Origin of the sequence: Rhodopseudomonas palustris, assembly GCF_007005445.1 — a bacterium.
GTDB classification, from domain to species: Bacteria; Pseudomonadota; Alphaproteobacteria; order Rhizobiales; family Xanthobacteraceae; genus Rhodopseudomonas; species Rhodopseudomonas palustris_G.
This window is the reverse complement of the sequence record NZ_CP041387.1, coordinates 818282-843968: the sequence shown is the minus strand read 5'-3', so window position 1 is coordinate 843968 and position 25687 is coordinate 818282. Positions and strand designations below refer to the sequence as shown.

24 protein-coding genes are annotated in these 25687 nt (G+C 66.1%); 15 read left to right on the top strand and 9 right to left on the bottom strand.

Annotated elements, in window-relative coordinates; genetic code table 11:
- Positions 1–23: 23 nt before the first annotated feature.
- The 4 genes from FLL57_RS03860 to FLL57_RS03845 all read left to right on the top strand — a co-directional run bounded on the left by FLL57_RS03860 (position 24) and on the right by FLL57_RS03845 (position 3016).
- Positions 24–278 carry a hypothetical protein gene (locus tag FLL57_RS03860; RefSeq protein WP_142882189.1) on the top strand — a complete coding sequence of 85 codons (255 nt, stop codon included), beginning with the start codon at positions 24–26 and terminating at the stop codon, positions 276–278.
- Positions 259–804, top strand: coding sequence for a helix-turn-helix transcriptional regulator (locus FLL57_RS03855; RefSeq protein WP_235677205.1), 546 nt, complete (start codon positions 259–261; stop codon positions 802–804). Before FLL57_RS03860 ends, FLL57_RS03855 begins: the two co-directional genes overlap by 20 nt.
- 203 nt (positions 805–1007) lie before the next feature.
- The gene (rpsD, locus tag FLL57_RS03850; protein ID WP_142882188.1) at positions 1008–1625 is read left to right on the top strand and encodes a 30S ribosomal protein S4; all 618 of its coding nucleotides are present in this window, start codon (positions 1008–1010) and stop codon (positions 1623–1625) included.
- 323 nt (positions 1626–1948) lie between these two features.
- Positions 1949–3016 (top strand): threonine aldolase family protein, encoded by a 1068-nt coding sequence (locus FLL57_RS03845; RefSeq protein WP_142882187.1) that lies wholly within the window; start codon positions 1949–1951, stop codon positions 3014–3016.
- Positions 3017–3049: 33 nt separating this feature from the next.
- Here FLL57_RS03845 and FLL57_RS03840 read toward each other — a convergent pair whose 3' ends face one another.
- Positions 3050–3850, bottom strand: coding sequence for an SDR family oxidoreductase (locus tag FLL57_RS03840; RefSeq protein WP_142882186.1), 801 nt, complete (start codon positions 3848–3850; stop codon positions 3050–3052).
- Positions 3851–3908: 58 nt separating this feature from the next.
- Entirely contained in the window at positions 3909–4604 is a 696-nt protein-coding gene (trhA, locus tag FLL57_RS03835) for a PAQR family membrane homeostasis protein TrhA (RefSeq protein WP_013503602.1), read from the bottom strand.
- Positions 4605–4844: 240 nt separating this feature from the next.
- Between trhA and FLL57_RS03830 the strand changes: the two genes are divergently transcribed.
- The 4 genes from FLL57_RS03830 to FLL57_RS03815 all read left to right on the top strand — a co-directional run bounded on the left by FLL57_RS03830 (position 4845) and on the right by FLL57_RS03815 (position 9851).
- Positions 4845–6314 carry a YcjX family protein gene (locus FLL57_RS03830; RefSeq protein ID WP_013503603.1) on the top strand — a complete coding sequence of 490 codons (1470 nt, stop codon included), beginning with the start codon at positions 4845–4847 and terminating at the stop codon, positions 6312–6314.
- A complete protein-coding gene (locus FLL57_RS03825) occupies positions 6311–7417 on the top strand; it encodes a YcjF family protein (RefSeq protein ID WP_142882185.1) in 1107 nt (368 codons plus the stop codon). Before FLL57_RS03830 ends, FLL57_RS03825 begins: the two co-directional genes overlap by 4 nt.
- A gap of 204 nt (positions 7418–7621) precedes the next feature.
- Complete coding sequence (locus FLL57_RS03820; RefSeq protein ID WP_235677204.1) at positions 7622–9406, top strand: adenylate/guanylate cyclase domain-containing protein; 1785 nt, start codon at positions 7622–7624, stop codon at positions 9404–9406.
- 199 nt (positions 9407–9605) lie between these two features.
- Entirely contained in the window at positions 9606–9851 is a 246-nt protein-coding gene (locus tag FLL57_RS03815; RefSeq protein WP_013503606.1) for a hypothetical protein, read from the top strand.
- Between the two features lie 107 nt (positions 9852–9958).
- Here FLL57_RS03815 and FLL57_RS03810 read toward each other — a convergent pair whose 3' ends face one another.
- Positions 9959–10606 carry a hypothetical protein gene (locus FLL57_RS03810; protein ID WP_142882184.1) on the bottom strand — a complete coding sequence of 216 codons (648 nt, stop codon included), beginning with the start codon at positions 10604–10606 and terminating at the stop codon, positions 9959–9961.
- 144 nt (positions 10607–10750) lie between these two features.
- On the opposite strand from FLL57_RS03810, the gene putA reads away from it, so the two are divergent.
- Both putA and FLL57_RS03800 read left to right on the top strand, forming a co-directional pair.
- A complete protein-coding gene (putA, locus tag FLL57_RS03805; RefSeq protein WP_142882183.1) occupies positions 10751–13759 on the top strand; it encodes a bifunctional proline dehydrogenase/L-glutamate gamma-semialdehyde dehydrogenase PutA in 3009 nt (1002 codons plus the stop codon).
- A 166-nt stretch (positions 13760–13925) separates the two neighbouring features.
- Positions 13926–15134, top strand: a complete 1209-nt coding sequence (locus FLL57_RS03800) for a CaiB/BaiF CoA transferase family protein (protein WP_142882182.1) — start codon at positions 13926–13928, stop codon at positions 15132–15134.
- A 57-nt stretch (positions 15135–15191) separates the two neighbouring features.
- On the opposite strand, the gene FLL57_RS03795 is transcribed toward FLL57_RS03800, so the two are convergent.
- The 5 genes from FLL57_RS03795 to FLL57_RS03775 form a co-directional block, all read right to left on the bottom strand.
- The gene (locus FLL57_RS03795) at positions 15192–16076 is read right to left on the bottom strand and encodes an ABC transporter ATP-binding protein (RefSeq protein WP_433962609.1); all 885 of its coding nucleotides are present in this window, start codon (positions 16074–16076) and stop codon (positions 15192–15194) included.
- Positions 16061–16948, bottom strand: a complete 888-nt coding sequence (locus FLL57_RS03790) for an ABC transporter permease (protein WP_142882180.1) — start codon at positions 16946–16948, stop codon at positions 16061–16063. The genes FLL57_RS03795 and FLL57_RS03790 overlap by 16 nt, the downstream gene beginning before the upstream one ends.
- Positions 16945–18360, bottom strand: coding sequence for an ABC transporter substrate-binding protein (locus FLL57_RS03785; RefSeq protein ID WP_142882179.1), 1416 nt, complete (start codon positions 18358–18360; stop codon positions 16945–16947). The genes FLL57_RS03790 and FLL57_RS03785 overlap by 4 nt, the downstream gene beginning before the upstream one ends.
- 164 nt (positions 18361–18524) lie before the next feature.
- Positions 18525–19307 carry a Crp/Fnr family transcriptional regulator gene (locus tag FLL57_RS03780; RefSeq protein ID WP_142884156.1) on the bottom strand — a complete coding sequence of 261 codons (783 nt, stop codon included), beginning with the start codon at positions 19305–19307 and terminating at the stop codon, positions 18525–18527.
- Positions 19308–19384: 77 nt separating this feature from the next.
- Complete coding sequence (locus tag FLL57_RS03775) at positions 19385–19675, bottom strand: DUF971 domain-containing protein (RefSeq protein WP_142882178.1); 291 nt, start codon at positions 19673–19675, stop codon at positions 19385–19387.
- Positions 19676–19907: 232 nt separating this feature from the next.
- Here FLL57_RS03775 and FLL57_RS03770 point away from each other — a divergent pair, with 232 nt between their 5' ends.
- The 4 genes from FLL57_RS03770 (at position 19908) to FLL57_RS03755 (ending at position 23776) form a co-directional block, all read left to right on the top strand.
- On the top strand, positions 19908–20681 hold the full coding sequence (locus FLL57_RS03770; protein WP_142882177.1) for a ferredoxin--NADP reductase: 774 nt from the start codon (positions 19908–19910) through the stop codon (positions 20679–20681).
- A 109-nt stretch (positions 20682–20790) separates the two neighbouring features.
- Positions 20791–22533 (top strand): fumarate reductase/succinate dehydrogenase flavoprotein subunit, encoded by a 1743-nt coding sequence (locus tag FLL57_RS03765; RefSeq protein ID WP_142882176.1) that lies wholly within the window; start codon positions 20791–20793, stop codon positions 22531–22533.
- Between the two features lie 29 nt (positions 22534–22562).
- The gene (locus tag FLL57_RS03760; RefSeq protein WP_114360624.1) at positions 22563–22796 is read left to right on the top strand and encodes a 4Fe-4S dicluster domain-containing protein; all 234 of its coding nucleotides are present in this window, start codon (positions 22563–22565) and stop codon (positions 22794–22796) included.
- Between the two features lie 2 nt (positions 22797–22798).
- Entirely contained in the window at positions 22799–23776 is a 978-nt protein-coding gene (locus FLL57_RS03755; RefSeq protein WP_142882175.1) for a HEAT repeat domain-containing protein, read from the top strand.
- Positions 23777–23885: 109 nt separating this feature from the next.
- On the opposite strand, the gene FLL57_RS03750 is transcribed toward FLL57_RS03755, so the two are convergent.
- Complete coding sequence (locus FLL57_RS03750) at positions 23886–24854, bottom strand: hypothetical protein (RefSeq protein ID WP_142882174.1); 969 nt, start codon at positions 24852–24854, stop codon at positions 23886–23888.
- 208 nt (positions 24855–25062) lie between these two features.
- Here FLL57_RS03750 and FLL57_RS03745 point away from each other — a divergent pair, with 208 nt between their 5' ends.
- Positions 25063–25674 (top strand): glutathione S-transferase family protein, encoded by a 612-nt coding sequence (locus tag FLL57_RS03745; RefSeq protein WP_110784632.1) that lies wholly within the window; start codon positions 25063–25065, stop codon positions 25672–25674.
- Positions 25675–25687: the final 13 nt, after the last annotated feature.

Below are 25687 nucleotides of genomic sequence, written 5' to 3'. Positions count from 1 at the left end.
ACTCGTCCAGCGTGGGCGTCACGATGGCAAAGCGGCCGTCCCATCCGAACGAGGAAATCGAGGCGGCGGTCAGCCACGCCGAAGCGCTGGGCTGGAGCTGGAGCAAAGTCGGCGGCCATGCGTGGGGCCGATTGCTGTGCCCGCATCACGATCGCGACGGCTGCGTGCTGTTCGTCTGGTCGACGCCGCGCAATCCGGAGAACCATGCGCGGCAACTGCTGCGCCAGATCGCACGCTGTCCCCACGCCAAGCAGGAGGATGATGGTGAAGACCTATGAATTCAGTATCGTTGCCTCCGGTCTCTCCTCGGCGGTCGAAGACTTCGCCGACCAGTTCTTTGACGCCGGCTGCGACGACGCCGCCGTCGCGTTCCAGAAGGGTCACATCGTGCTGGACTTCGCCCGCGAAGCCGAGTCGATTGGCGATGCGATCGCTTCGGCAGTTGCAGCGGTCGAGGCCGCGGGCGCCAAGGTCGAGCGGATCGAGCCGGACCCGCTGGTCAATCTGTCCGACATCGCCGCGCGCTGCGGTCTCACCAGGGCAGCGCTGACCCAATACGCGAAGGGCCAGCGCAGCCGGGATTTCCCCGCGCCCAGCGTCCGGGTGACCTCGGATAGCCCGCTGTGGGACTGGGCCACTGTAGCCCGATGGCTGTATGCGCAGCGGAAGCTGAGCCGGGAGGCCGCTGTCGAAGCCGAGGCGGTGCGGCTCGCCAATACCGCGCTCGCCGCCGGCGACCGGCCGTTGGCCGCGCCGCTCGCCCAGCGGCTGAGAGCGTACGAGCAGACCCTGGAAGCGGCCTGAACCCGCTTTCGACTGCCCGGCCCGAATTGACATCCCAGGGCTTTGCCCCTAGAAAGCCCCCGCTCGCGGGCCGGTTTCGGCCCGCGTTGCGTTTCGCGACCCGTGGTCCTCCCCTTATGCTTTAAGGACGGACCTGTCGGCTGGGGAATTCTCCCGAGCACAGGAGGGCGCGTTTCCTCACAACTCAAACCCTAGAGGACGCGATGACAAAGCGCGCTGAAGCCAAGTATAAAATCGACCGCCGGATGGGCCAGAACATCTGGGGCCGTCCGAAGAGCCCGGTCAACCGCCGCGAATACGGCCCCGGCCAGCACGGCCAGCGCCGCAAGGGCAAGCTGTCCGACTTCGGCGTCCAGCTCCGCGCCAAGCAGAAGCTGAAGGGCTACTACGCCAACATTTCCGAGCGTCAGTTCCACGCCATCTACGTCGAGGCGACCCGTCTGAAGGGCGACTCGGGCGAGAACCTGATCGGCCTGCTCGAGCGCCGCCTCGACGCGGTGGTGTACCGCGCCAAGTTCGTGTCGACGATGTTCGCGGCCCGCCAGTTCATCAATCACGGCCACATCAAGGTCAACGGCAAGCGCGTCAACATCCCGAGCTACAAGGTGCGGGTCGGCGACGTGATCGAGGTCAAGGAAGCCTCCAAGCAGCTCGCGGTGGTGCTCGAAGCCAGCCAGCTCGCCGAGCGCGACGTGCCGGACTACATCGAGGTCGACCACAACAAGATGACCGCGAAGTTCGCCCGCATCCCGGCGCTCTCCGACGTGCCGTTCGCGGTGCAGATGGAGCCGCACCTGATCGTCGAATTCTATTCGCGCTGATTTCTTCGTACTGATTGCTGCTCAGTCCGATGCATCGAGGCCCCGGTTCGCCGGGGCCTTTTTGTTTGCGCGGCGTATTCCAAAGGCTCTTCGTCATTCCGGGGCGCGCGAAGCGCGAACACGGAATCTCGAGGATGTTGCGAAGGAAAGTTCACCGGGCGCGTGGCGAAGGCCGCATCCAATCACTGCGAGGTTCCGGGTTCGCTCGCTGGAGCGAGCGCCCCGGAACGACTTGCGGAGGGATGGTACCAATCACATCCCGCTGACCTGATCGTGTCCGGGCAAATACCTTCCGCTTCGCGCCCGGCATGTTAGCCTCGGGCATGGCCTACACTCCTTCCCCGCCCGATCCGAATGCGCCGCCGGTGCGGATCAATCTGTTGTCGGATACCCAGACGCGGCCGACGCCGGCGATGCGCGAGGCGATGGCGCGCGCCGAGGTCGGCGACGAGCAGACCGGCGACGATCCGACCACCAACCTGCTGCAGGAGCGCGTCGCGGCGCTGCTCGGCAAACAGGCCGCCGTGTTCCTGCCCTCGGGCACGATGTGCAACGTCACCGCCACGCTGGCGACCTGCCGGCCCGGCGACGAGATCATCGCACATCGCACCGCGCATATTCTGTCGCGCGAAGGCGGCGCTCACGCCGCGCTCGGCGGCTTCCAGATCACCGGCCTGGACGGCGACGACGGCCAGTTCTCGCTGGACGCATTCCGCGCCGCACTGCATCCGAAGACGCGCTACGAACCTCCGCAGGTCATGGTGAGCGCCGAGCAGACCGCCAATATCGGCGGCGGCACGATCTGGCCGCAGGCCACGCTCGATGCGGTCGCCGCAGCCGGCAAGGATGCGGGGCTGTGGACGCATATCGACGGCGCCCGGCTGATGAACGCGGTGGTCGCCACCGGCGTCTCCGCCGAGCGGATGACGAAGGGCTGGGATTCGGCGTGGATCGATTTCAGCAAGGGCCTCGGCGCGCCGGTCGGCGCGGTACTGGCCGGCCCGCGTGCCTTCATCGACGAGGTGTGGCGCTGGAAACAGCGGCTCGGCGGTTCGATGCGGCAGTCCGGCGTGATCGCTGCGGCGTGCCTGTACGCGCTCGATCATCAGGTCGACCGCCTCGCCGACGATCATGCCAACGCACGCCGCCTCGCCTCCGGACTGGCGCAGATCGACGGCGTCGAGGTGCAGGTGCCGCAGACCAATCTGGTGTTCTTCAAGCCGGACGGCGCCGGCGTCGCGAGCAACGACATGGTCGGACAGCTCCGCCGCCGCGGCGTCGTTCTGGCGATGATGGAGGGACGGATCCGCGCCTGCACCCATCTCGACGTCAGCGCAGCGATGATCGACGAGACGCTCGATCATGTCCGCGAGATCGTGCGCGCGGCCTGAACCGCGCGCACCTCGAAGCCGCGTCCGAGCGCGTTACGCCTTGGCGCCGAACGCCTCGCGCAGCTTGGCCTGGATCTTGGCCATGCCGCCGATCCAGCGATCGTAGTTCTCGGTCTTCTTGCGCATGTAGTCGATGACTTGCGGGTGCGGCAGGATCAGGAAGGTTTCCTGCTCGATGCCCTGCAGCGCGTCCTTCGCCACCTGCTCCGGCGACAGGTTGCCGTCGGCCGATTGCGGCCCCTCGGGCAGGCCGCGCAGCATGTTGGTATCGACGCCCTGCGGGCACAGGATCGAGACCCTGATGTTGTGCGCCTTGTGGGCGATGGCGAGGCTTTCGGCGAAGCCGACCGCGCCGTGCTTGGTGGCCGAATAGGCCGGGCTGCCGACCTGCGACAGCAGACCCGCCGCCGAGATGGTGTTGAGGAAGTAACCGCCGCCGCGCGCACGATAGCGCGGCACCAGATGCCGCGCGGCATAGACATGCGCCATCACGTGGATCATCCAGCTCTTCATGAACGGCTCGTCGGAAGCGCCGCCGGCGTTCTCCGCCATCGGATCGAAGCCGCCGCCGATCCCGGCGTTGGAGCAGAACAGGTCGATCGGCCCGAACTGCCGCTCGGTCTCGTCGATCACATGCTTGATGTCGGCCTCATTGGCCACGTCGCATCTGAACGCCGCGCCGCCGATCGAGGCGGCGACCGCCTCGGCGCGGGCCTGATCGAGGTCGGCGACCACGACCTTGGCGGCGCCGGCCTTATGAAAGGCTTCGCACAGCGCCTGCCCGATTCCATTGCCGCCGCCGGTGACGACGACGACTTTGCCCGCGATCTGCATGGTTGTTTCCCCCGCTTGTTGTTGGCGGGGCGTTCATATCGGAAAGATCCGGCGGCGGCTACGCCAGCACCAGGTCCATCACCGCGACGTAGTGGCAGCCGGCGGCGACCAGCACGAAGGCGTGCCAGATCGCATTCTGGAACCGAAGCCGCCGCCAGGCGTGGAAAATCACGCCGGCCGTGTACAGCAGGCCGCCGATCGCCAGGAACCACATCGCCGTGGTCGGCAGCGTCTCCACCACCTGATCGTAGGCGATGATGCCGCTCCAGCCGAGCGCGAGGTAAAGCCCGACCGACAGCTTGTCGAACTTGCCGGGCTTGAACAGCTTGAGCAGGATGCCGATCACCGCGACGCCCCAGACGCCGGCGAGCAGCGCCAGACCGAACATCTGATCCTTGATCTGGCTGATGATCGGTGTGTAGGTTGCGGCGATCAGAATGTAGATCGCCGAATGGTCGAACCGCCGCAGCAGCCATTTGCGCGGCGACACCGGCCACAGATTGTACGCCGCCGACAGGCCGAGCATCGCCAGCAGCCCGGCGACATATACCGATACCGAGACGATCGTCGGCGTAGATGCGAACACGCCGGTCAGCGTGACCAGGGCGGTGGCGGCGATCAGACCGGCGACGAGGCCCAGCACATGCACCACGCCATCGGCGATCAGCTCGGCGCGATCGTAGTTCCAGTGCACCGCGCCCTTGGCGTCGATCCTGGCATGCGACACGATTTGCTTGAGGCGGAAGATCGTCATTGCGCAGCAGGTATCCCGTTCGCGAACAGCTTATCCGAATTGATCTGGCGCATTCATGACGAGGTGTGGCAATGCGATACACGCAACGCGACACGCTCGGCCACGGCCGCCGATGAAGCCCGAATTTTCCGCCCGAAAGGCGGCAAAGCCAAGACCGGCCCGGCAGGTCGGATTGTCGCACGAATCGGCGGTTTCCGGCTAGTTTCGCCGGCAACCTCTGACGATTGAACCTTGGCGCGCATGGCCTTCAATTTTTCCAATCTGCTCGAAGATGCGTGGCTGTCGGCGCGGGCGCTCAAGGACTACGGCGAGAACCTGTTCAATCCGACCATCCGGCTCGGCGTCACCGGCCTGTCGCGCGCCGGCAAGACGGTGTTCATCACCGCCCTCGTCCATGGGTTGTGCCGCGGCGGCCGGTTTCCGATCTTCGAGTCGATGTCGACCGGGCGGATCGCCACGGCGCGGCTGGCGCCGCAGCCCGACGATGCGGTGCCGCGCTTCGCCTATGAGAACTTTCTCGCCACGCTGATCGAACAGCGGCAATGGCCGAGCTCGACGGTCGACATCAGCGAATTGCGACTGGTGATCGATTATCAGCGCAAGAACGGCTCCGAGCAGACGCTGACGCTCGACATCGTCGATTATCCGGGCGAATGGCTGCTCGACCTGCCACTGCTGACCAAGACCTACGAGCGCTGGGCCGCCGAAAGTCTGGCGCTGTCGCGGCAGGATCCGCGGGCCCGGGTGGCGCGGGAGTGGCACGCCCATCTCGCCACGCTCGATCCCAAGGGACGCGAGAACGAGCAGGAAACCCTCAAAGCGGCGCGGCTGTTCACCGCTTACTTGCGCGCCTGCCGTGACGAGCAGTTCGCCATGAGCCTGCTGCCGCCCGGCCGCTTCCTGATGCCCGGCAACCTCGCCGGCTCGCCGGCGCTGACCTTTGCACCGCTCGACGTGCCGGACGGCGGCACCGCACCGGATGGCTCGCTGTGGGCGATGATGCGGCGCCGGTTCGAAGCCTACAAGGATGCTGTGGTGCGGCCGTTCTTCCGCGATCACTTCGCCCGGCTCGACCGCCAGATCGTCCTGGCCGACGCGCTGTCGGCATTCAACGCCGGTCCCGAAGCGTTGCAGGATCTCGAAGCGGCACTGACCGGCATCCTCGAATGCTTCCGGGTCGGCCGCTCGACGCTGCTCAGCTCGGTGTTCCGGCCGCGGATCGACCGCATCCTGTTCGCCGCCACCAAGGCCGACCATCTGCACCATTCCAGCCACGACCGCCTGGAGGCGATCCTGCGCAAGCTGGTCGAGCAGGCGATGCAGCGCGCCGAATACGCCGGCGCCAAGGTCGACGTGGTGGCGATGGCCGCCGTCCGCGCCACCCGCGAGGCCCAGGTGCAACGCGGCCGTGACCGGCTGCCGTCGATCGTCGGTACCCCGATCGCCGGCGAGATGGCGGAAGGCGAGGTTTTCGACGGCGAGACCGAAGTCGCCACCTTCCCGGGCGATCTTCCGACCAATCTGCAGGGTCTGTTCCGCGGCGAGGATACGTTCCGCGGGCTGGCCGCCGGCTCGCACCAGGACGCCGATTTCCGATTTCTGCGCTTTCGCCCACCGCGACTTGTCAGCCATGATGCGGAGGGGCCGGCGCTGCCTCACATCCGCCTCGACCGCGCGCTCCAGTTCCTGATCGGAGACAGACTGCAATGACCGAGCGGGTTCCTCCTCGCCGGCCGGCGACCTTCAAGCTCAGCGACCCGAGCGTGGTGCTGATCGATTCCGACGACGGCGGCCCGACGGCTAGGCCGTCAACAAAGGCCGACGCAAAGCCGAGCGTGGCCGCGGGCGTGGCCTCCCCGCCGCCGCCACCGCCGCCGCGCGCCCGGGTCGAACTCGCCCGCGAAGCCGAACCGCCGATCTCGGCGCCGAAGCCGCCGAAAAGTATCGTCAATCCGAAGAAGGGATTTCGCTGGGGCACGGTGTTCTGGAGCGCCGCGACCGGTCTGGCGACGCTGGCATTCTGGCTGTGGATCAGCAAGCTGGTCGAGGATCTGTTCGCGCAGAGTCAGACGCTCGGCACCATCGGCATGGTGCTGGCGCTGCTCGCCGGCGGATCGCTGGCGATCATCATCGGCCGCGAGGCGTTCGGCTTGATCCGGCTGGCGCGGATCGAGCAGCTCCACGCCCGCGCCGCGCGGGTGCTGGACACCAACAACAGCGCCGAAGCCCGCGCCATCATCCGTGAACTGCTCAAGTTCGAACATCCCAATCCGCAACTCGCGCGCGGCCGCGCCACGCTGCAGAAGCACGTCGACGACATCATCGACGGCGCCGATCTGATCCGGCTTGCCGAGCGCGAACTGATGACGCCGCTCGACCTCGAGGCGAAGGTGATGATCTCGAAGGCGGCGCAACGCGTGTCGCTGGTCACCGCGATCAGTCCGAAGGCCCTGATCGACGTGCTGTTCGTGGCGATCGCAGCGACCCGGCTGATCGGCCAGCTCGCGCGGCTGTACGGCGGCCGCCCCGGCGCGCTCGGCATGTTCAAGCTGATGCGCCAGACGGTGTCGCACCTCGCCATCACCGGCGGCATCGCGCTCAGCGACAGCGTGATGCAGTCGGTGCTCGGCCACGGCCTCGCCTCGCGGCTGTCGGCCAAGCTCGGCGAAGGCGTGGTCAACGGCATGCTGACCGCAAGGCTCGGCCTCGCCGCAATCGATCTCACCCGCCCGCTGCCATTCGACGCCCTCGCCCGCCCACAGCTCGGTGATCTGGTCAAAGACCTGATGAAGAAGCGGGAGAAGGACGAGTAGCGGCCAGTTGGCGGAACGTTGCACGCGTCTGCACTACATCCCGCAGATCTTGCCTTGTGCTGATCGGCACCTACCGAAACAAAAGTCGTCACTCCGGGGCGCGAACGAAGTGAGCGAACCCGGAATCCATAATCACCGACAGCGAATGTGGAGTCCGGCCTGCGCCGTCTAGCGCAGCACATCCCGGAATCAATTGATCGAGGTATGCAGTCACTGATGGCGACGCGAGCGAGGCCGGACAAAAAACAGAACGCGGCTGCCCGCGCGCAGCGGCCCGCCTGGCTCCGCCGCATCGGCGTTCGGCAGGTGCGGATGTTCTGCGGGCTGGTGATGTTCACCTATCTGCTCAGCCACTTCCTGAACCATGCGCTCGGTAACATCTCGCCAGCGGCGCTGCAGGCCGGCGTGCTGTTGCACCTGGAGATCTGGCAGTTCCTGCCGGTCGCGATCCTGTTCTATGGCTCGGTGACGGCGCATGCCGGGCTCGGACTGTGGGCGCTGTATCAACGCCGCCAGTTCCGCTGGAAAACGCTGGAGCCACCGCAGCTCCTTCTTGGCCTGTCCGTGCCGCTGATGATCTACAGCCACGTCATCGTGATGCGGCTCGGCAACGTGCTGTACGATCAGGACCGGCTGTATCCGCAGGTGCTGTACAATTACTTCGTCGTCGCGCCGCCCTATCGCGCATGGCTGATGGTCGCGGTGATGCTGATCGCCTGGACCCACGGCTGCATCGGCCTCTACGTCTGGCTGCGGATCAAGCCGGCGTTCCGCCGCACGATGCCTTGGCTGCTCGCTGCCGCGGTGCTGATCCCGACGCTGGCGCTGCTCGGCTTCTATCAGGGCGGCCGCGAGGTGGCGCGCGAGGCCGCTTCACCGCAATGGCAGGCCGAAAATCTCGCGCCGGCCAATCTCGGGACGCCTGAACAGCAACAGACGCTCGACGCGATCGGCGACGGCTTCCTGATGTTCTATCTCGGCCTGATCGCGCTGGCACTGATCGCCCGCGCGGTGCGTGCGATCGCCGAACGGCGCGGCGGCATGGTCAGCCTGACTTATGACGGCCAGCGCAGCATCCGCGTGCCGAAGGGTCTCACGGTGCTGGAGGCGACCCAGCGCCACAATATTCCGCACGCCTCGGCCTGCGGCGGTCGCGCCCGCTGTTCGACTTGCCGCATCCGCGTGCTCGGCGATCCGGCGGTTCTGCCGCCGCCGTCGCCGCGGGAGGCCTTCGTGCTCGCCTCGATCGGCACCGGCGACGATCCGTCGATCCGTCTCGCCTGCCAGCTCAAGCCCGACCACGACATCAGCTTCGTGCCGGTGTTCCCGCCGCGCAACGTCGCCGCAGCGCGCAAGGCGGCGCGCGCAGCCCGGGTCGGCGAAGAGCGCTATCTGGTCAGCATGTTCGTCGACATGCGCGGCTCGACCAAGCTTGCCGAAAGCCGGCTGCCTTTCGACACCGTGTTCATCGTCAACCGCTTCCTCGGTGCGGTGTCGCGTAGTGTCATCGCCTGCGGCGGCCAGCCCAATCAGTTCGTCGGCGATGGCGTGCTGGCGCTGTTCGGGCTCGCCGAGGCGCCGCGCGACGCCTGCCGCAACGCGATCCGCGCCGCCGCCGCGATCGCAGCGGCGATCGACGAACTCAACAGCTTTCTTGGCCATGATTTGCCGGAGCCGATCCGGTTCGGCATTGGCATCCACAGCGGCGAAGTGGTGGTCGGCGAGATCGGCTATCGCGACAACATGGTGTTCACCGCACTCGGCGACTCGGTCAACGTCGCATCGCGACTGCAGGATATGACCAAGACGATCGGCTGCGAGACGCTGCTGTCCGACGAGCTCCGCGCCACCGCGGGCCTGTCCGAGCAGGCGCTGCCGACGCTGGAACTGGAGATCCGCGGCCGCACTGAACCGATGCTGGTCTGCGTGGTCGAGCACTCCGGCAATCTGGCCTCGGCGCTCGACGACAGCGAATTGGCGCTCGCCTGATCGGCCGCCAGGATCCGGCCGCCGTACCGATCCTCGAGCCCCATCTGCCGAAACAAAAAACCCGCACGCACGGCATGAACCCGTGCGCGACGGCTTGCGACGAACGGGCGATGGGCGGGTCCGATCGACCATCGACGGACCAGGCAGACTTGAACCAAACAACGAACCGCGCATCGCGCGTATTTCGAGGAGAACGACCATGTTTCGCAAGATCGCCCTTGGACTGTTCGCCGCCGCTTCGCTCAGTGCCGTCGCGCTGGCTCCGACCGCCGCTTCCGCCGGCGGATGGAAGCATCACCATCACCACGGCTGGGGCCACCATCACTGGCACGGCCCGGCGATCGGGATCGGCTATGTCGGATACGGCTACGGAAACTGCTACGTGACCCGCCGCGTTCCGACGCCTCACGGCTGGCGCTGGCGCACCTTCAACGTCTGCGACTAATCTCCGCCGGCTTCGGCGCATGGTGCGCGCAAGCACCATGGGCCTATGTCGAAGATCGAGGCTCCGGTTCTGATCGGATCAGGACCGGAGCCGGATTCGTCGGAGGCTCAGTCGAGCTTGACCCACTGATCGACCGGCATCACTTCCGGGCTCTGCGCATAGCTGCGGGTCCACATGTCGACGACCCATTGGGCGCCGGTGGCACGCTCGGTCAGCACCGCGGTGTTGTGCGGCGTCTGCAGCACCAGCACGTTGCCGCGATACTTCGGATCGCCGACGCTGTGATACTTGAACAGCCCCCACTCCTGCATCACCAGCAGCAGGCTGGTGGTGTTGCGGGTTGTGTCCCAGCAATCGAAATTGTGCTTGTCGTCGAAGTAACGGAAGTCGGCGCGCGCGATCCGCTTGTCGGTGCCGAGCACCGGTCCGAGCCGGCGGTCGAGCCACACCACCGCCTTCTGCACCGCCGCGCGTTCCGCCGCAGCCGACGCCTTACCGGCCGCCATGATCCTGCTCAACGCGGCACGATCCCCGGCCGTGAACGCCAGCTCGTAGCGACGGCGGCAGACGAAGCCATAGCACACCGTCATGCCCTTGGCGGTCGGCGGGAAAATCGAAACCGAACTGTACAGATACGAGACCTGCGAGCTGAGCTCGGCGGCACCGGCCGGCGCGCCGAACCAGGCGGCAGCCAGCGCCGCGGCCGCGAGCGCACCGAACCGTCGTGCGTTGGACTTGCCGCGCGTCACCCTCATGCCCGCTCCCAGCCTTCCGTTTGATCGAGGCGAAGCTAGCGTCAGGCCCCGGCCGTGCCAATATGGCAGCTTGGATGGCATTGCATTTGCTGGCCGCACTGATGCGTGCCGTCCACAGCTATCTGGCCTCGGGAGCCGACCGCCATGCCGTCCGACCAGCCGCTTGCCGAGTTCACTGCGGCTTACGCGCCGGATGATGCTGCGCTCGCCGCCGAACTGCTGACGAGCGCCGCGCTACCGCCCGACCGCGAAGCCCGGATCGACGCCGTTGCGACCGAACTGATCAGCTCGATTCGCGGTTCCGAACATGGCCTGGGCGGCGTCGACGCGATGCTGCGCGAATTCGCGCTGTCGACCAAAGAGGGTCTGGCCTTGATGGTACTGGCCGAGGCGCTGCTGCGGGTTCCGGATGCGGCAACTGCCGACGCTTTCATCGAGGACAAGCTCGACCAGGGCGATTTCGCGCATCACCGCATCAAGTCCGATGCCGTGCTGGTGAACGCCTCGGCCTGGGCCCTCGGACTATCGGCGCGTCTCGTCCATGCCGGCGAGACGCCGCAAGGCACGCTCGCGGCCTTGACGCGGCGGATCGGCGCACCCGCGGTGCGCGCCGCGACCCGCCAGGCGATGCGGCTGATCGGCAATCATTTCGTGCTGGGCGAAACGATCGACTCTGCACTGGCCCGCGCCAAGGCGCATGTACGCGAAGGCTCTCGCTACTCTTACGACATGCTCGGCGAAGGCGCCCGCACCGCCGAGGACGCCGAGCGCTACTATCAGTCCTACTTCGATGCGATCACGGCGATCGGCCGCACCTCCGGCAACGCTGCACTGCCGGCGCGGCCGGGCATCTCGGTCAAGCTGTCGGCGCTGCATCCGCGGTTCGAGGCGATCAGCCGCGACCGCGTGATGCGGGAGCTGACGCCGCGGCTGCTCGAGCTGGCGAGGCTCGCCAGGAGCCACGACCTCGCCTTCACGGTCGACGCCGAGGAAGCCGACCGGCTCGAACTGTCGCTCGAGGTGTTCGCCGCCTGCTTCGCAGATCCATCGCTCAGCGGCTGGGACGGCTACGGCCTCGCCGTGCAGGCGTATCAGAAGCGCGCCGCCGCCGTGATCGACTACGTTGCAGAGCTGGCGAACGCACTCGATCGCCGGATCATGCTGCGGCTGGTGAAGGGCGCCTATTGGGACACCGAGATCAAGCGCGCGCAGGAACGCGGACTCGCCGACTACCCGGTATTCACCAGGAAGCCGATGACCGACCTCAACTACCTGTCCTGTGCCGGCAAGCTGCTGTCGCTGCGGCCGCGGCTGTTCCCGCAATTCGCCAGCCACAACGCACTGACGGTCGCGACCATTCTGGAACTCGCCGATGGCAGCGACGACTATGAATTTCAGCGGCTGCACGGCATGGGCGAAGCGCTGTACGCGCGGCTGCTCGACGAGCATCCGCAGCCCGTATGCCGGATCTACGCTCCGGTCGGTGGTCACCGCGATCTCTTGGCCTATCTGGTGCGGCGGCTCTTGGAGAACGGCGCCAACTCGTCGTTCGTGGCGCAGGCCGGCGACGACAGCGTGGCGGTCGCCGAACTGCTGACACGGCCTGCCGCGCTGATCGGCCGTCCTGAGAACGCACGAAACCCGGCGATCCCGTTGCCGCGCGATCTGTATCAGCCGCAGCGGCTCAATTCGCGCGGCATCGAATTCGGCGACCGCAGCGCGCTCGCCGCACTGCTCGGCGACATCGAGACCGCGCGCCGGCCGCTGCCGACCATCGCAGCCGCGACGCCGGCGCAGGCCGCAGCAGCGATCGCCGCCGCGCGCGACGGTTTCGAGACGTGGAGCCGGACCTCCGCCGATCACCGCGCGGCGATCCTGGAGCGCGCCGGCGATCTGCTGGAGCAGCGCCGTGCGGCGCTGATCGCGCTGCTGCAGGACGAAGGCGGCAAGACGCTCGACGACTGCGTCGCGGAACTGCGTGAGGCGATCGACTACTGCCGCTACTATGCGAGCGAAGGCCGCCGGCTGTTCGCCGAGCCGCTCGCCCTGCCCGGCCCGACCGGCGAACGCAATACGCTCGGCTTGCGTGGTCGCGGCGTATTCGTGGCGATCAGCCCGTGGAATTTTCCGCTGGCGATCTTCCTCGGCCAGGTCACCGCGGCACTGATGGCCGGCAACGCGGTGGTGGCCAAGCCTGCCGAGCAGACGCCGGTGATCGCCGATGCCGCGATCCGCCTGCTGCATGAAGCCGGCGTGCCGCGCGCGGCGCTGCATCTGGTGCAGGGCAACGGCCGCATCGGTGCGGTGCTGGTCGAGCACGCCGACGTCGCCGGCGTCGTCTTCACCGGATCCACCGAGGTGGCGCGTGCGATCAACCGCACGCTGGCCGCCAAGGACGGCCCGATCGTGCCGCTGATCGCCGAGACCGGCGGCATCAACGCGATGATCGTCGACGCCACCGCGCTGCCCGAGCAGGTCGCCGACGACGTCATCACCTCCGCGTTCCGCTCCGCCGGCCAGCGCTGCTCGGCGCTGCGGCTGTTGTGCGTGCAGGAGGACGTTGCGGATCGTGTCATCGCGATGATCGCCGGTGCCGCGCGCGAACTGCGAATAGGCGATCCGCGCGATCCCGCAACGCATGTCGGACCGGTGATCGACGCCGAGGCGAAGGCCCGGCTCGACGCGCATATCGCCAGGATGAAACGCGAGGCGCGGCTGCACTTCGCCGGCACGGCACCGGCCAATGGCAACTTCGTCGCGCCGCATGTCTTCGAACTGAGCCGTGCCTCGCAGCTCACCGAGGAAGTGTTCGGCCCCGTGCTGCACGTGGTGCGCTACAAGGCGGCGCAGTTCGACCAGCTCCTCGATGACATTGCCGCCAGTGGCTACGCGCTCACGCTCGGCGTCCAGTCGCGGATCGACGACACAGTGGCACGCGTGATCGCGCGGCTGCCGACCGGCAACGTCTATGTGAACCGCAACATCATCGGCGCCGTCGTCGGCGTGCAGCCGTTCGGCGGCTCCGGCCTGTCCGGCACCGGCCCGAAAGCCGGCGGCCCGCATTATCTGCCGTGCTTCGCGCTGGAACAGACGGTGTCGATCAACACCGCAGCAGCCGGCGGCAATGCCGCGCTGCTGACGGGCGGCGGATAGCCGACGTCACGCCAAGAACTGCGCGCGCTGTCGGAAGGCCTCCATGCAGGTTCCAATATTGCGTCGTCCCGACAACCCGGTTCATATGCGTCGAGCAGCCGGAACGGCGCGATCCGCGTGAATTTCCGGACAACGAAATAACAAAAGCACGAGGGAGCTCACGCGCATGGACGACAACGGCATCTTCAGCGGCCTCAAGGTGCTGGATTGCGCGAGTTTCATTGCTGCACCGGCGGCCGCGACCGTGCTGTCCGATTTTGGCGCCGACGTCATCAAGATCGAACCGCCGGGGGCCGGCGATCCCTATCGCAACCTGCCGAACCTGCCGGGCTATCCGATCAGCGACCGCAACTACGCGTGGATGCTGGAGGCCCGTAACAAGCGCAGCCTCGCGCTCGACCTCGCCAAACCCGAGGGCAAAGAGGTGCTGCGCAAGCTGGTCGCCGAGGCCGACGTGTTCATCACCAACTTCCCGCCGCCGGTGCGGGCGCGGCTCGGCGTCGCTTATGCGGATCTCGCGCCGCTGAACGAGCGGCTGATCTATGCGAGCTTCACCGGCTATGGCGAGCGCGGCGAGGAAGCCAACAAGCCCGGCTTCGACAGCAACGCCTGGTGGGCGCGCTCGGGCATGATGGACCTGGTGCGCGCCGACGAAGACTCCACTCCGGCGCGCTCGGTCGCCGGCATGGGCGACCACCCCTGCGCGATGTCGCTGTTCGGCGCGATCGTCACCGCTTTGTACAAGCGCGAGCGCACCGGCAAAGGCAGCGAGGTGAAGTCGAACCTGATGGCCAACGGGCTGTGGTCGACCAGCGTGCTGGCGCAGGCCAAGCTGGTCGGCGCCGAATTCCAGCCGCGGCGGCCGCGCGAGCGCGCGCTCAACGCGGTGGCCAATCACTATCGCTGCCGCAACGGCCGCTGGCTGATCCTGTCGCTGCTCAACGAAGAGAAGCAGTGGCCGACGCTGACGAAGTGCCTCGGCCGCGAGGATCTCACCGACGATCCGCGCTTCGCCACCAAGGCGGACCGCCACGCCCGTTCGATCGAACTGATCGGCATCTTCGACGAGATCTTTGCCACGCGCGATCTCGCCGAGTGGCGCAAGGCGCTCGACGGCACCGGTCTGGTGTTCGGCGTCGTCGGCATTCTCGACGACATCACCACCGACAAGCAGTTGATCGAGAACGAAGTGCTGGTGCCGTTCGAGAACGACACCACGCTGACCATCAACAGCCCGATCTGGATCGAAGGCAGCGCCAAGACCCGGCCGCGGATGCCGCCGGCGCTCGGCGAGCACAGCGACGAGGTGCTGCGCGGCGCGGGCTACGACGACGCCACCATCAAGGCGCTGCGCGCATCGGGCGCCATCGGTTAGCGCCGCCGAGGCTGCATGACGGGCCGGCTCCGGGATTCTCGGAGCGGCCTTATCCGGCTAAAGCACCTCCGGCAGCGAATGGCCCTGCAGCTCGATGCTGAGCCCCTGCATGCCGAGATCGGTGATCTCGCCGCCCATCGCCTTCAGGCTCTCCTCGCGGATCAGCGACATCAATCCGCGCCGCAGCGCCAGGAATTCCGACGACATCATCATCGACTGCTGCCGCGGCCGTTCCAGCGGAATCCGGATCTCGGCCTTGATCGAGCCGGGCCGCGCCGTCATGCAATACACACGGTCCGACAGGAAGATCGCCTCGTCGATGTCGTGGGTGACGAACAGCACCGAGATCTTCAGCCGCTGCCACATGTTGGTGAGGATCTGCTGCATGATGATGCGGGTCTGGGCGTCGAGCGCGCCGAACGGCTCGTCGAGCAGCAGCACCTTCGGCCCGGTCGCGAGCGCCCGGACGATGCCGACGCGCTGCTTCATGCCGCCGGACAGCCGCTCCGGATAGTGCTTCTCGAACGCCTCGAGCCCGGCGAGGCCGAGCAGCGTGCGCGCCGCCCGTTCGCGCTCGAAGCGGGACATGCCGCGCATCTTCAGGCCGAACTCGACGTTCTCGCGCACGGTCTTCCATGGGAACAACGAGTATTGCTGGAACACCATGCCGCGCTCGGCGCTCGGCCCGGTCACCTTCTCGCCATCGACCGTGACGACGCCGCTGGTCGGCTTCAGGAAGCCGGCCACCGCATTCAGCAGCGTGGACTTGCCACAGCCGGACGGTCCCACGATGGAGACGAATTCGCCGGGCTCGACATGGATCTGCGTGTCGGTGACGGCCTCCACTGAGCCGTCGATCGTCTCGTAACGCAGCGCGAAATCGCGGACTTCGATCCGGCCCTGACGGGCCTCGGGAGCAGACTGGCTCATCGCGACCTCCATGGCATCACCAGCGTTCCGGCGGAGCGGATCAGCAGGCTGGAGCCGAGCCCGAGCACGCCGATTGCGATCATGCCGAGGGCGATGTCGGGATACTGCACCAGCGAGTAGGCTTCCCAGGTGAAGTAACCGATGCCGAACTGGCCGGAGATCATCTCGGCGGCGATCAGCGACACCCAGGCGACGCCCATCCCGACGGTCAGTCCGGTGAAGATGTGCGGCAGCGCGGCCGGGAAATACACCTCGCGGAAGATCGATGCCTCGCGCGCGCCGAGACATTTGGCGGCCCGCACCAGCACCGGATCGACCAGCGTCATGCCGTGCAGCGTGTTGACCAGGATCGGAAAGAACGCCCCGATGAAGGTGATGAACACGATGCTCTGCTCATTGGTCGGCCACAGCATGATCGCCATCGGCACCCAGGCGATCGCCGGAATCGGCCGCATCACCTCGGCGACCGGAAACACGAACTCGTGCACCAGGCGAAAGCGTCCCATGATCAGGCCGAGCGGCACCCCGACGATCGCCGCCAGCGCGAAACCGAAGAAGATCCGGCGGCAGCTCAGCAGCACGTGCATCAGGAATTTCGGATCGTGCATCGCGCGGGTGAAGCTCTCGTACACCGCGAGCGGCGTCGGGACGTTGGTGAACTTCACGAACATCACGACCCGGTAGGTCGTCAGCAGATGCCACGCCAGAAGAAACAGCAGCAGCGACACGATGCCGATCAATCCGGCGCGCAGCCTGTTCTGGTTGAGCCGGTACCAGCGCGATGCGCGCGTTGCGAAAGCCGGCGGGCCGGCTTCGCGTGGGGCGACCGGGGCGGCGGTCGCCGCCATCCGGTCGCGCGACGTCATCAGGGCGGGGCTGCTCACGTGCGGTCTCCCGCCATCGCCAGCTTCACCGCTTCGTCGAAGCCGACCACCTTGCCGCTGATCTTGCCGGCGTAGGCCTCGGCGTCCTTCTTCAGCAGGAACGGCACAATCTCGCCCTTGCCGGCGGCGTAGAACGCCTGGTCGGCGAACAGCTTGATGCCGCGGGAGGCGTCGAACACATAAGCGACGTTGATCTTCTTGCTCTTGGCCTTGAAGTCCGCATACGCGCCGAGCGTGCACTGCGTGCTCGAGAACGGCAGGATGCCTTCGCCATCGACCCAGACCTCGCCGGCCTTGCGCGGCTCCCCGATCGGCTTGTTGCAGAACTTGTCCTGGCCGGAAATCTCGTAGTTGGCGGTCGAGGCGAGTTCCTTGTCGTAGTCCAGCTTCATCTCCGCATAGGCCTTGCGGACATAGCTGTCGTCGATCCATGTCTTCGGATCGAACTCCTTCATCCGGCCGAGGCTCTGCAGCACCTTGACGTCGGTCGCGGCGGCGTCAATCAGCGCCGGCTTAATGGTCGGATCGGTGGTCATGTTGCCGCTCGGGCCGAGGAAGATATACACCACCTCCTTGTTGATCCCGGTCCAGTCCCCGATCTTCTCGGCGGCGGCCTTCGGATCCTGGCGCAGCCATTGATTGGCGGCGATTTCCGCCTTGAGATAGGCAACGACGACTTCCGGATACTTTTCGGCGAAATCGGTGCGGACCACGGTGCCGTGGAAGGTCGGCAGGTTGGTCTCGACGCCGTCGAAGATCTTGCGGGCGTAGCCGCGGAACGGCAACAGCTCGGCGAACGGGACGAAGTCGGCGTGAGCGTCGATCTTCTTCTCCTGCAGGTTGGTGGAGCCGACTTCGGGGCTCTGGCTCACCAGTTGGAAATAGTCCGCCGGATAGCCGCGATCCTGCAGCGCCTTGAGCACCATGCCGTGCGCCGCCGAGCCGAACGGAACGCTGACCAGCTTGCCCTTCAGATCTGACAGCTCGTAGTAGGGCGAGTCCTTGTGGACGACGATGCCGTTGCCGGACCCCGCCATGCTGTAGGCGGCGATCGAGATCAGCCGGCTCTTGCTCTCGGGATTGTTCTGAAAAGTGAAGCCGTTCACGATCAGCGGATAGTCGCCCATGATGCCGAACTGCAGCTTGTTCGCCATCATCCCGTTGGTGACCGGCGGGCCGGAGGTGAAGTTCTGCCATTCGATCTCGAACTTCACATTGGCGTATTTGCCGGTCGTGGGGAGATACTTCTCCAGCAGATGAAGCTGCCGGATCACCGTGCCGGCGGTGACCGTGTTGGTCGTGGTATCCTGGGTGCCGATCCCGATGGTGATCGTTTCTGCGGTGGCCGGCAGGGCCGAGATCCATGTGAGGCAGGCGACCGATACGACGATTTTCTGAAAGCGGCTGACCATTCTCATCCCCGTTCGCTTGGATGGCTGATGTCGCCATGATTGGTAGCCGGGTCGTTTAGAGCAAATCCGGACTGGACCATCGGGTGGATTAGTTGCCGCTAAAGACGGGTTGCGCACTCCTTGGGCAATTTTGCTTCTAAGAGCCATTTGCATAGGCAGAGAGGTCAGTCGGTCGCGTGGCCGCGCATCTCCTCGAGGATATCGGGCCGGCAGACGACGATCTGCGAGCGCCGGGTCTGGACGATGCGCTTCTCCTGCATTCGCCGCAGACTGATCGTGACCCATTGCCGTGTCGCACCGACCAGGTGGGCGATGTCGGCGTGGGTGAATGCGACTGCAATCACCTTGCCGTCGGCATCATCCACTCCGTAAAGGTCGACCAGTTGCAGCAGCAAATGCGCCAGCCGCTGGGTGATCGAGCGCGTTCCCAGCATCTGCGCGAGCGCCGAGTAGCATTTGCCCTTGAAGCTCAATCCCTCGATCAGGCCGATCGCGAGATTCGGAACCTCCGCAACCAGCGAGCGTAGTTCCCTCCCCGGCAGATGCACGACGGCGGCATTGGTGGCGGCGACGCCGGACCATTGATGCACGCCGGTGTCGAACACTTCCGGACCGCCGACGAAATTGCCGATGTGCCAGTATGCCAGCGTGATCTCGCGGCCCTGCGGCGAGGTGTAGAACACCCGGATTCGGCCGCTCTCGATCAGGAAGATGCCGTCGTGCCGCGCGCCTTGGCTGAACAGCGTCTGGCCGCGATTGAGGACTTTGCGGCGGCCCTGCTTGAGGACCAGCTCGCGCTCGCGCAGGCTGAGCCGGTCGATCAGCGAAGGCGGTCCGGCGGTGGGTTGGTGGCTTTCGGTGAGCAGAAGCGATCGGCCCGTTCCGACGCGCGCCGGGCCGAGGGTGGACGTCGACTCCGCTGCCGATTTGGCTGCCTGCAGCACGATGATTTGCCTCTCGCGTTGATCAGACCGACCAGATGCGGAGCAATGTTCGTGCCAGCGATCAGGATGAATGTGCCGCCTCAGTCGGCGTCGATCAGCGTCGCCAGATAGGCGTGCGGATAAATGCCGCGATCGTGGCCGTCGGAAAACTGCAGGTTGAGCCCGTAGCCGAGATCGCGGACTGCAACGATCGCCGCGCCGGGAAACTCGGCCGGGAAACGGCCGTCGATCCGCGCCCGCGTGCAGTAGGCGCATTTGCATGCGAGCCGCAGCCGCTCGGCAGGCAGGGCGGCTGTGCGGCCATCCGCGATCTGCACCGTCAAGGACGCTAGATCGGCCTCGACTTCGCTGGAAGCGTGCACTGTCACCATGAGGATCCCTCCTGTCGCAAGGGCCCGAGGCTAGGCACGAGGCCGCATCGGGCCTAGCAACAAATTGCTCAGATCCGCGGAAAAACAGCACGCCGCTCCTCTTGGAGGAGTTCTTCGGGAAATTTTGCAACTAATTGACGGCGACCGCGATTTCGAAATTGCGAAGAGGGGTCGATATCCGCGACATCGTCTCATCGGACGCAGGAGATCACCTGCGCGTGAGGAGAAGACGATGAGTGCATTCCAAACCGAAACGGTGTTGTCGGTCAGGCATTGGACCGACTCGCTGTTCAGTTTCACCGCGACGCGCGACCCTGGATTCCGGTTCCAGAGCGGCCAGTTCGCGATGATCGGTCTCGAAGTCGACGGCCGGCCGCTGATGCGCGCCTACAGCATGGCGAGCGCCAATCACGAAGAAGAGCTGGAATTCTTCAGCATCAAGGTGCCCGATGGTCCGCTGACGTCGCGGCTTCAAAAGATCAAGCAGGGCGACCAGATCCTGGTCGGGCGCAAGGCGACCGGAACGCTGATCGCCGGCAACTTGATTCCCGGCAGGCGGCTGCTGCTGCTGTCGACCGGCACCGGGCTGGCGCCGTTCGCCAGCCTGATCAAGGATCTGGAGATCTACGACATCTACGAATCCATCGTGCTGGTCCACGGCTGCCGGCAGATTCCCGAGCTGGCCTATGGCGAGCAGTTGGTCGAGGGCCTGCGGGACCACGAGTTCCTCGGCGACCTGATTCGCGACAAGCTGCACTACTACCCGACCGTGACCCGCGAGCCGTTCCGCAACCGCGGTCGTGTCACCGATCTGATCGCGTCGGGCCAGTTGTTCGACGATCTCGGCCAGTCCGGGCTCGACCTCGAATCCGACCGGGTGATGCTGTGCGGCAACCCGGCGATGCTCGCCGAACTGCCGGCGATGCTGAGCGAGCGCGGCTTCCGCGAAGGCAATCACAGCGAGCCCGGCCACTTCGTGGTCGAGAAGGCGTTCGTCGAGCGCTGACACCCCGTTCGGAAATCGCGCGCCGGCGACAACTAATTGCTATCGTCCGGCGCGCGTCTGAACAACTCTGCTCCACAGCGGCGGTCCGCCGAGGAACCAGGAGCAGAAGATGGCGATGGATGAGATAGTCGACGGACTGTCGGAAGTATCGTGCGACGTGTTGGTGATCGGCGGCGGCACCGCCGGTCCGATGGCCGCTTTGAAGGCCAAGATGAAGAACCCGAAGGCGAACGTCGTCCTTCTGGAAAAGGCCAACGTCAAGCGCTCCGGCGCGATCTCGATGGGGATGGATGGCCTCAACAACGCGGTGATCCCGGGCTACGCCACGCCGGAGCAGTACACCAAGGAAATCACCATCGCCAACGACGGCATCGTCGATCAGAAGGCCGTCTACAAATACGCCCAGAATTGCTACTCGATCATCGAGGAACTCGACAGCTTCGGCATCCGCTTTCTCAAGAACGAGAACGGCGATTATGCGGTGAAGAAGGTGCACCACATCGGCACCTATGTGCTTCCGATGCCGAACGGTGAGACCGTCAAGAAGGCGCTGTACCGGCAGTTGCGGCGGGCGCGCATCCTGATTTCCAACCGCTACATGGCGACGCGGCTGCTGAAGGGCGCCGACGGCCGGATCGCCGGCGCGGTCAGTGTCAACACCCGCACCGCCGAGTTCCTGGTGTTCAAGGCCAAGGCGGTGATCCTGTGCACCGGCGCCGCCGGCCGGCTCGGGCTGCCGACCTCGGGCTACATGTTCGGCACCTACGAGAACGCCGCCAATTCCGGCGACGGCTACGCGATGGCGTATCACGCCGGCGCCGCACTCGCCAATCTCGAGTGCTACCAGATCAACCCGCTGATCAAGGACTACAACGGTCCCGCCTGCGCCTATGTGGCCGGCCCGTTCGGCGCCTACACCGCCAACAACGAGGACCGCCGCTTCATCGAGTGCGACTATTGGTCGGGCCAGATGATGCTGGAGTTCTACAACGAGCTGCTGTCCGGCAAGGGCCCGGTGTTCCTGCAGCTCAAGCACCTGCACGACAAGACCATCGAGGAAATCGAATCGACCCTGCACAAGGTCGAGCGGCCGACCCGCGGCCTGTTCCAGCAGGGCCGCGGCATCGACTATCGCCAGGAATCGATCGAGATGCACATCTCCGAGATCGGCCTGTGCAGCGGCCACAGCGCCTCCGGCGTGTTCGTCGACGACAATGCGCGCACCACGGTGCCGGGGCTCTACGCCGCCGGCGACATGGCCAGCGTGCCGCACAACTACATGCTCGGCGCCTTCACCAATGGCTCGTTCGCCGGGCTCGACGCGATGGAGTTCGCCGACAACCACGATTTCGCCGAGATCGACGCCGCCGAGGTCGCGCGCGAGCGCGACCGGGTGCTGGCGCCGACCCGGCGCGAGGACGGCATCCCGCCGAACCAGATCGAGTACAAGACCCGCCGGCTCGTCAACGACTATCTGCAGCCGCCAAAGGTGACGCGGAAGTACGAGCTCGGCATGCGCCGGCTCGCCGAGGTCCGCGACGACATGGAGCAGCGGATGATCGTCCGCAACGCCCACGAACTGCTGCGCGCGCTCGAAACGGCCTCGATCATGGACTGCGCCGACATGGCCGCGCACGCCTCGCTGTATCGCGAGGAGAGCCGGTGGGGCCTGTATCACTGGCGGACCGACTTCCCCGACAAGGACAACGAGAACTGGTTCTGCCACACGCTGCTGAGCAAGCAGAACGACAAGATGACCAGCGAGAAGCGGGCGGTCGAGCCCTACGTCGTGCCGATCGCCGACGAGGAGAAGGATCTCTACGACAAGCAGCGCATCCGCGCCACCGCCTGACGCCCGCACCCAACCAGGAGAACGGACACATGCCTCTCGCCAGTTATCAGACTACGGTGCCGGTCGTCGTCGACGACGCCAAGTGCATCGCCGACAAGGGCTGCACCGTCTGCGTCGATGTCTGCCCGCTCGACGTCCTGCGGATCAGCGACATGACCGGCAAGGCCTACATGGCCTACGACGAATGCTGGTACTGCATGCCGTGCGAAGCCGATTGCCCCACCGGGGCGGTCACCGTCAACATCCCGTATCTGTTGAGGTGATCATGTCGAGCCCGTTCGAATCCTACGACGATCTCGACGACGCCGACGACCGGCTGCAGGCCGCCGACCCGGCGGAGCGGCGCGTCGCGATCATCGCGCTCGGCCATTCTGGCGATCCGGCTGCGATCAGTCACCTCGCCAACATGGTGGCCGACCCCGACGCCGGCGTCCGGCAGCAGACCGCGATGGCGCTCGGCGAGTTCGACGGACCGGAGGCCGCCGAAGCGCTGGTCCGGCTGTTGGTCGACCCGGAGCGCATCGTCGCTGCGGCGGCCGCCGACAGCCTCGCCGAGTTCAAGGATCCCGCCTCCGCCGACGCGATCCTGCCATTGGTCAAGCACGGCCACGCCTTCGTCCGCAGCGGCGCGCTGCGGGCGCTGAAGGAGCTGCGGCGCAAGGACACGCTGAAGCCGGCGCTCGAGGCATTGCAGGACGGCGACGCTGCGGTGCGGGTTCAGGCGATCGGCGTGATCGGCTTCCTCAAGCTGGAAGAGTCGATCCCTGCCCTGACCGCTCTGATCGGCGATCCAGATCCGCACGTCCGCCGCGCGGCGGTCAGCGCGCTGGCGTTCTCGCATATGAAGATCGCCGCCGAGACCATCGTGCGCGCGCTCAAGGATGCAGACTGGATGGTACGCGAGATGGCGGCGGAAACACTCGGTCTCAACGCCCGCGGCGCGATTGCCATCGAGCCGCTGATCGGATGCCTCGCCGACGAGTTCTGGCAGGTACGGCTGAAGGCGATCCGCAGCCTCGGCCGGATCAAGGCGCTGCAGGCGGTACGGCCGATCGGTCAGTGCGTCACCCACGAGCAGGCCAATCTCCGGAAAGAAGCAGCCGCCGCGCTGGGCGAGATCGCTTCCCCCGACGGCGAGCCTTATCTGGTGCTGATCGCCGACGACCTCGATCCGGACGTCCGCAAGAACGCCCGCTGGGCGCTCCAGCAGATCGCTGCGAGCAAGGCGAGAGCCGGGGCGTAAGCTGAAACAACCCGCGCAGTCGGCGAGACGCCGCGGGACAGCCAAATCAAAACGGCGCCGGCTGTCTCACAGCCGGCGCCGTCAAAGTTTCAGGAATGACGCTGTGCGCTCAGCGCGCGACGATCAGACCGCGGCTGGTGACCACGACCCAGCGACCGTCCTGGCGACGGATCGCATCGACGCGGCCGACACCCGGGAGCGGGTCGCCGGCATAGACTTCGTATGTGCCGGAGCGGCCTTCGACCACCGCGCCGCCGTCATACACGTCGCGCAGCACCCAACCTTCGATCGTCGGCAACCGGCCCGGCTGCGACTTCGCCGGCTCCGGCTTCGGCGTGATCGATCCGGTGACATCCTTGGCGGCGACTGCGGCAACATTCGCCGGCACGGGAGGCGCGGGAGGTTGCGCCTGTGCGGTGCGCAGCTTCTCCACCGTCTCGGTCAGCTTGGCAATCTTCGCCGCCGGTTCGGCCTGGGCTTTCTCGAGCTTTTCCAGCCGATCGGCGGTCTTGCCGATCTGCGCCGAGCTGAGCTTGGTCGAACGCTCGATCTCTGCCTTGATGGCGGAGAGTTCACCCTGCAGTTGGGTGACCTGTGCGTCCAGTGTCTTCACCTGCGCCGAAGCCGCGGTGGTCTCGGCATCGCTACGATGCGACAGGCTGGCAGTGGCCAGTGCACCACCGACCGCCCCCGCGATCGCCGCCAGGATCACGGCAGCAGCCACCGCCGCCAGCTTGCGCACGCCGAAGCGATGAGCTGCGGACTGGCTCGCCTCATCGGGCGCCTCGACTTCAATCTCGTCGTCCCAGTGCCGATACAGATCTTCCCGAGGCGACGGCGCCATGATGGTGACGGTGCCGGGGCGCGGACGGCCGACGCCGTCCGATTTCTCGATCTCGGATTTGCCGGCAGCGGACTTCGCATCGTCCGGCTTGGCGGCGCCCGCATTGGCCGGGGTCGCCTGAGGCGCGGATGCCGAGCTTGCTTCCGGGCTGCCGGCGTTCGCCTGCACTCCGTCGGTCGCGGCGGCCGCGCCGGTCTGCTGTTCACCGATGGGCTCGTTGCGATGCTCGTCCACGTTTCAAATCCTCCAGATCAACTTGATACTATTCGGTAACTTTCATTACTTGCGAAATCGTTACTTCCCCCGCCGGTTACGGAAATTTCACGAATCGTGAAGAGCGCGCACAGCATTGCGCACCGCACGGCTTTGCACCGCACGGTGTCCCGCGCTAGGACAGATCGATCATCAAAGGCGCAACCAAGCGCCGACAAGGGAGACGACCATGAAGCTGTACGATTCGATCGGGCCCAATCCACGCCTGGTACGGATGTTCATCGCCGAGAAGGGCCTGACGATTCCGACCCAGACACTCGACATCCGCGCCGGCGAGAATCGAAAGCCCGAACATCTCGTGCGCAATCCCCACGGCCAGACGCCTACTCTCGAACTCGACAATGGCAGCTTCTTGGCGGAGGTCACCGCGATCTGCGAATATCTCGAGGAGAAGCATCCAGAGCCGCCGCTGATCGGCACCACGCCGGAAGAGCGCGCCGAATGCCGGATGTGGACGCGGCGGATCGACCTCTACATCTGCGAGCCGCTGACCAACGGCTTCCGCTTCGCCGAAGGCCTGAAGATGTTTCAGAATCGCATGGTGTGCGTGCCGGAGGCCGCGCCCGGCCTGAAGAAGATGGCGGCCGACCGCATCCGCTGGATGAACGAGCAGATGCAGGGCAAGGACTACGTCTGCGGGTCACGGCTGACGCTGGCCGATTTGTTGCTGTACGGCTGGCTCGATTTCGGCGCTCAGGTCGGACAGCCGCTCGATCCCGCCAACACCACGATCGCCGAGTGGTTCAAGCGGATCGCCGCGCGGCCTTCTGCGAAGGCATAGTGTTTCGACCGGC

Bases quoted from the DNA above. Each gene is read 5' to 3' on its own strand.
- FLL57_RS03825 (WP_142882185.1), top strand. From the start codon at position 6,311: ATGACCGAGCGGGTTCCTCCTCGCCGGCCGGCGACCTTCAAGCTCAGC.
- FLL57_RS03760 (WP_114360624.1), top strand. From the start codon at position 22,563: ATGCCTCTCGCCAGTTATCAGACTACGGTGCCGGTCGTCGTCGACGAC.
- FLL57_RS03745 (WP_110784632.1), top strand. From the start codon at position 25,063: ATGAAGCTGTACGATTCGATCGGGCCCAATCCACGCCTGGTACGGATG.
- FLL57_RS03860 (WP_142882189.1), top strand. From the start codon at position 24: ATGGCAAAGCGGCCGTCCCATCCGAACGAGGAAATCGAGGCGGCGGTC.
- FLL57_RS03755 (WP_142882175.1), top strand. From the start codon at position 22,799: ATGTCGAGCCCGTTCGAATCCTACGACGATCTCGACGACGCCGACGAC.
- FLL57_RS03830 (WP_013503603.1), top strand. From the start codon at position 4,845: ATGGCCTTCAATTTTTCCAATCTGCTCGAAGATGCGTGGCTGTCGGCG.
- FLL57_RS03855 (WP_235677205.1), top strand. From the start codon at position 259: ATGATGGTGAAGACCTATGAATTCAGTATCGTTGCCTCCGGTCTCTCC.
- FLL57_RS03840 (WP_142882186.1), bottom strand. From the start codon at position 3,850: ATGCAGATCGCGGGCAAAGTCGTCGTCGTCACCGGCGGCGGCAATGGA.
- FLL57_RS03820 (WP_235677204.1), top strand. From the start codon at position 7,622: ATGCAGTCACTGATGGCGACGCGAGCGAGGCCGGACAAAAAACAGAAC.
- FLL57_RS03800 (WP_142882182.1), top strand. From the start codon at position 13,926: ATGGACGACAACGGCATCTTCAGCGGCCTCAAGGTGCTGGATTGCGCG.
- FLL57_RS03810 (WP_142882184.1), bottom strand. From the start codon at position 10,606: ATGAGGGTGACGCGCGGCAAGTCCAACGCACGACGGTTCGGTGCGCTC.
- FLL57_RS03795 (WP_433962609.1), bottom strand. From the start codon at position 16,076: ATGGAGGTCGCGATGAGCCAGTCTGCTCCCGAGGCCCGTCAGGGCCGG.
- FLL57_RS03765 (WP_142882176.1), top strand. From the start codon at position 20,791: ATGGCGATGGATGAGATAGTCGACGGACTGTCGGAAGTATCGTGCGAC.
- FLL57_RS03815 (WP_013503606.1), top strand. From the start codon at position 9,606: ATGTTTCGCAAGATCGCCCTTGGACTGTTCGCCGCCGCTTCGCTCAGT.
- FLL57_RS03785 (WP_142882179.1), bottom strand. From the start codon at position 18,360: ATGGTCAGCCGCTTTCAGAAAATCGTCGTATCGGTCGCCTGCCTCACA.
- FLL57_RS03775 (WP_142882178.1), bottom strand. From the start codon at position 19,675: ATGGTGACAGTGCACGCTTCCAGCGAAGTCGAGGCCGATCTAGCGTCC.
- trhA (WP_013503602.1), bottom strand. From the start codon at position 4,604: ATGACGATCTTCCGCCTCAAGCAAATCGTGTCGCATGCCAGGATCGAC.
- FLL57_RS03845 (WP_142882187.1), top strand. From the start codon at position 1,949: ATGGCCTACACTCCTTCCCCGCCCGATCCGAATGCGCCGCCGGTGCGG.
- FLL57_RS03770 (WP_142882177.1), top strand. From the start codon at position 19,908: ATGAGTGCATTCCAAACCGAAACGGTGTTGTCGGTCAGGCATTGGACC.
- putA (WP_142882183.1), top strand. From the start codon at position 10,751: ATGCCGTCCGACCAGCCGCTTGCCGAGTTCACTGCGGCTTACGCGCCG.
- rpsD (WP_142882188.1), top strand. From the start codon at position 1,008: ATGACAAAGCGCGCTGAAGCCAAGTATAAAATCGACCGCCGGATGGGC.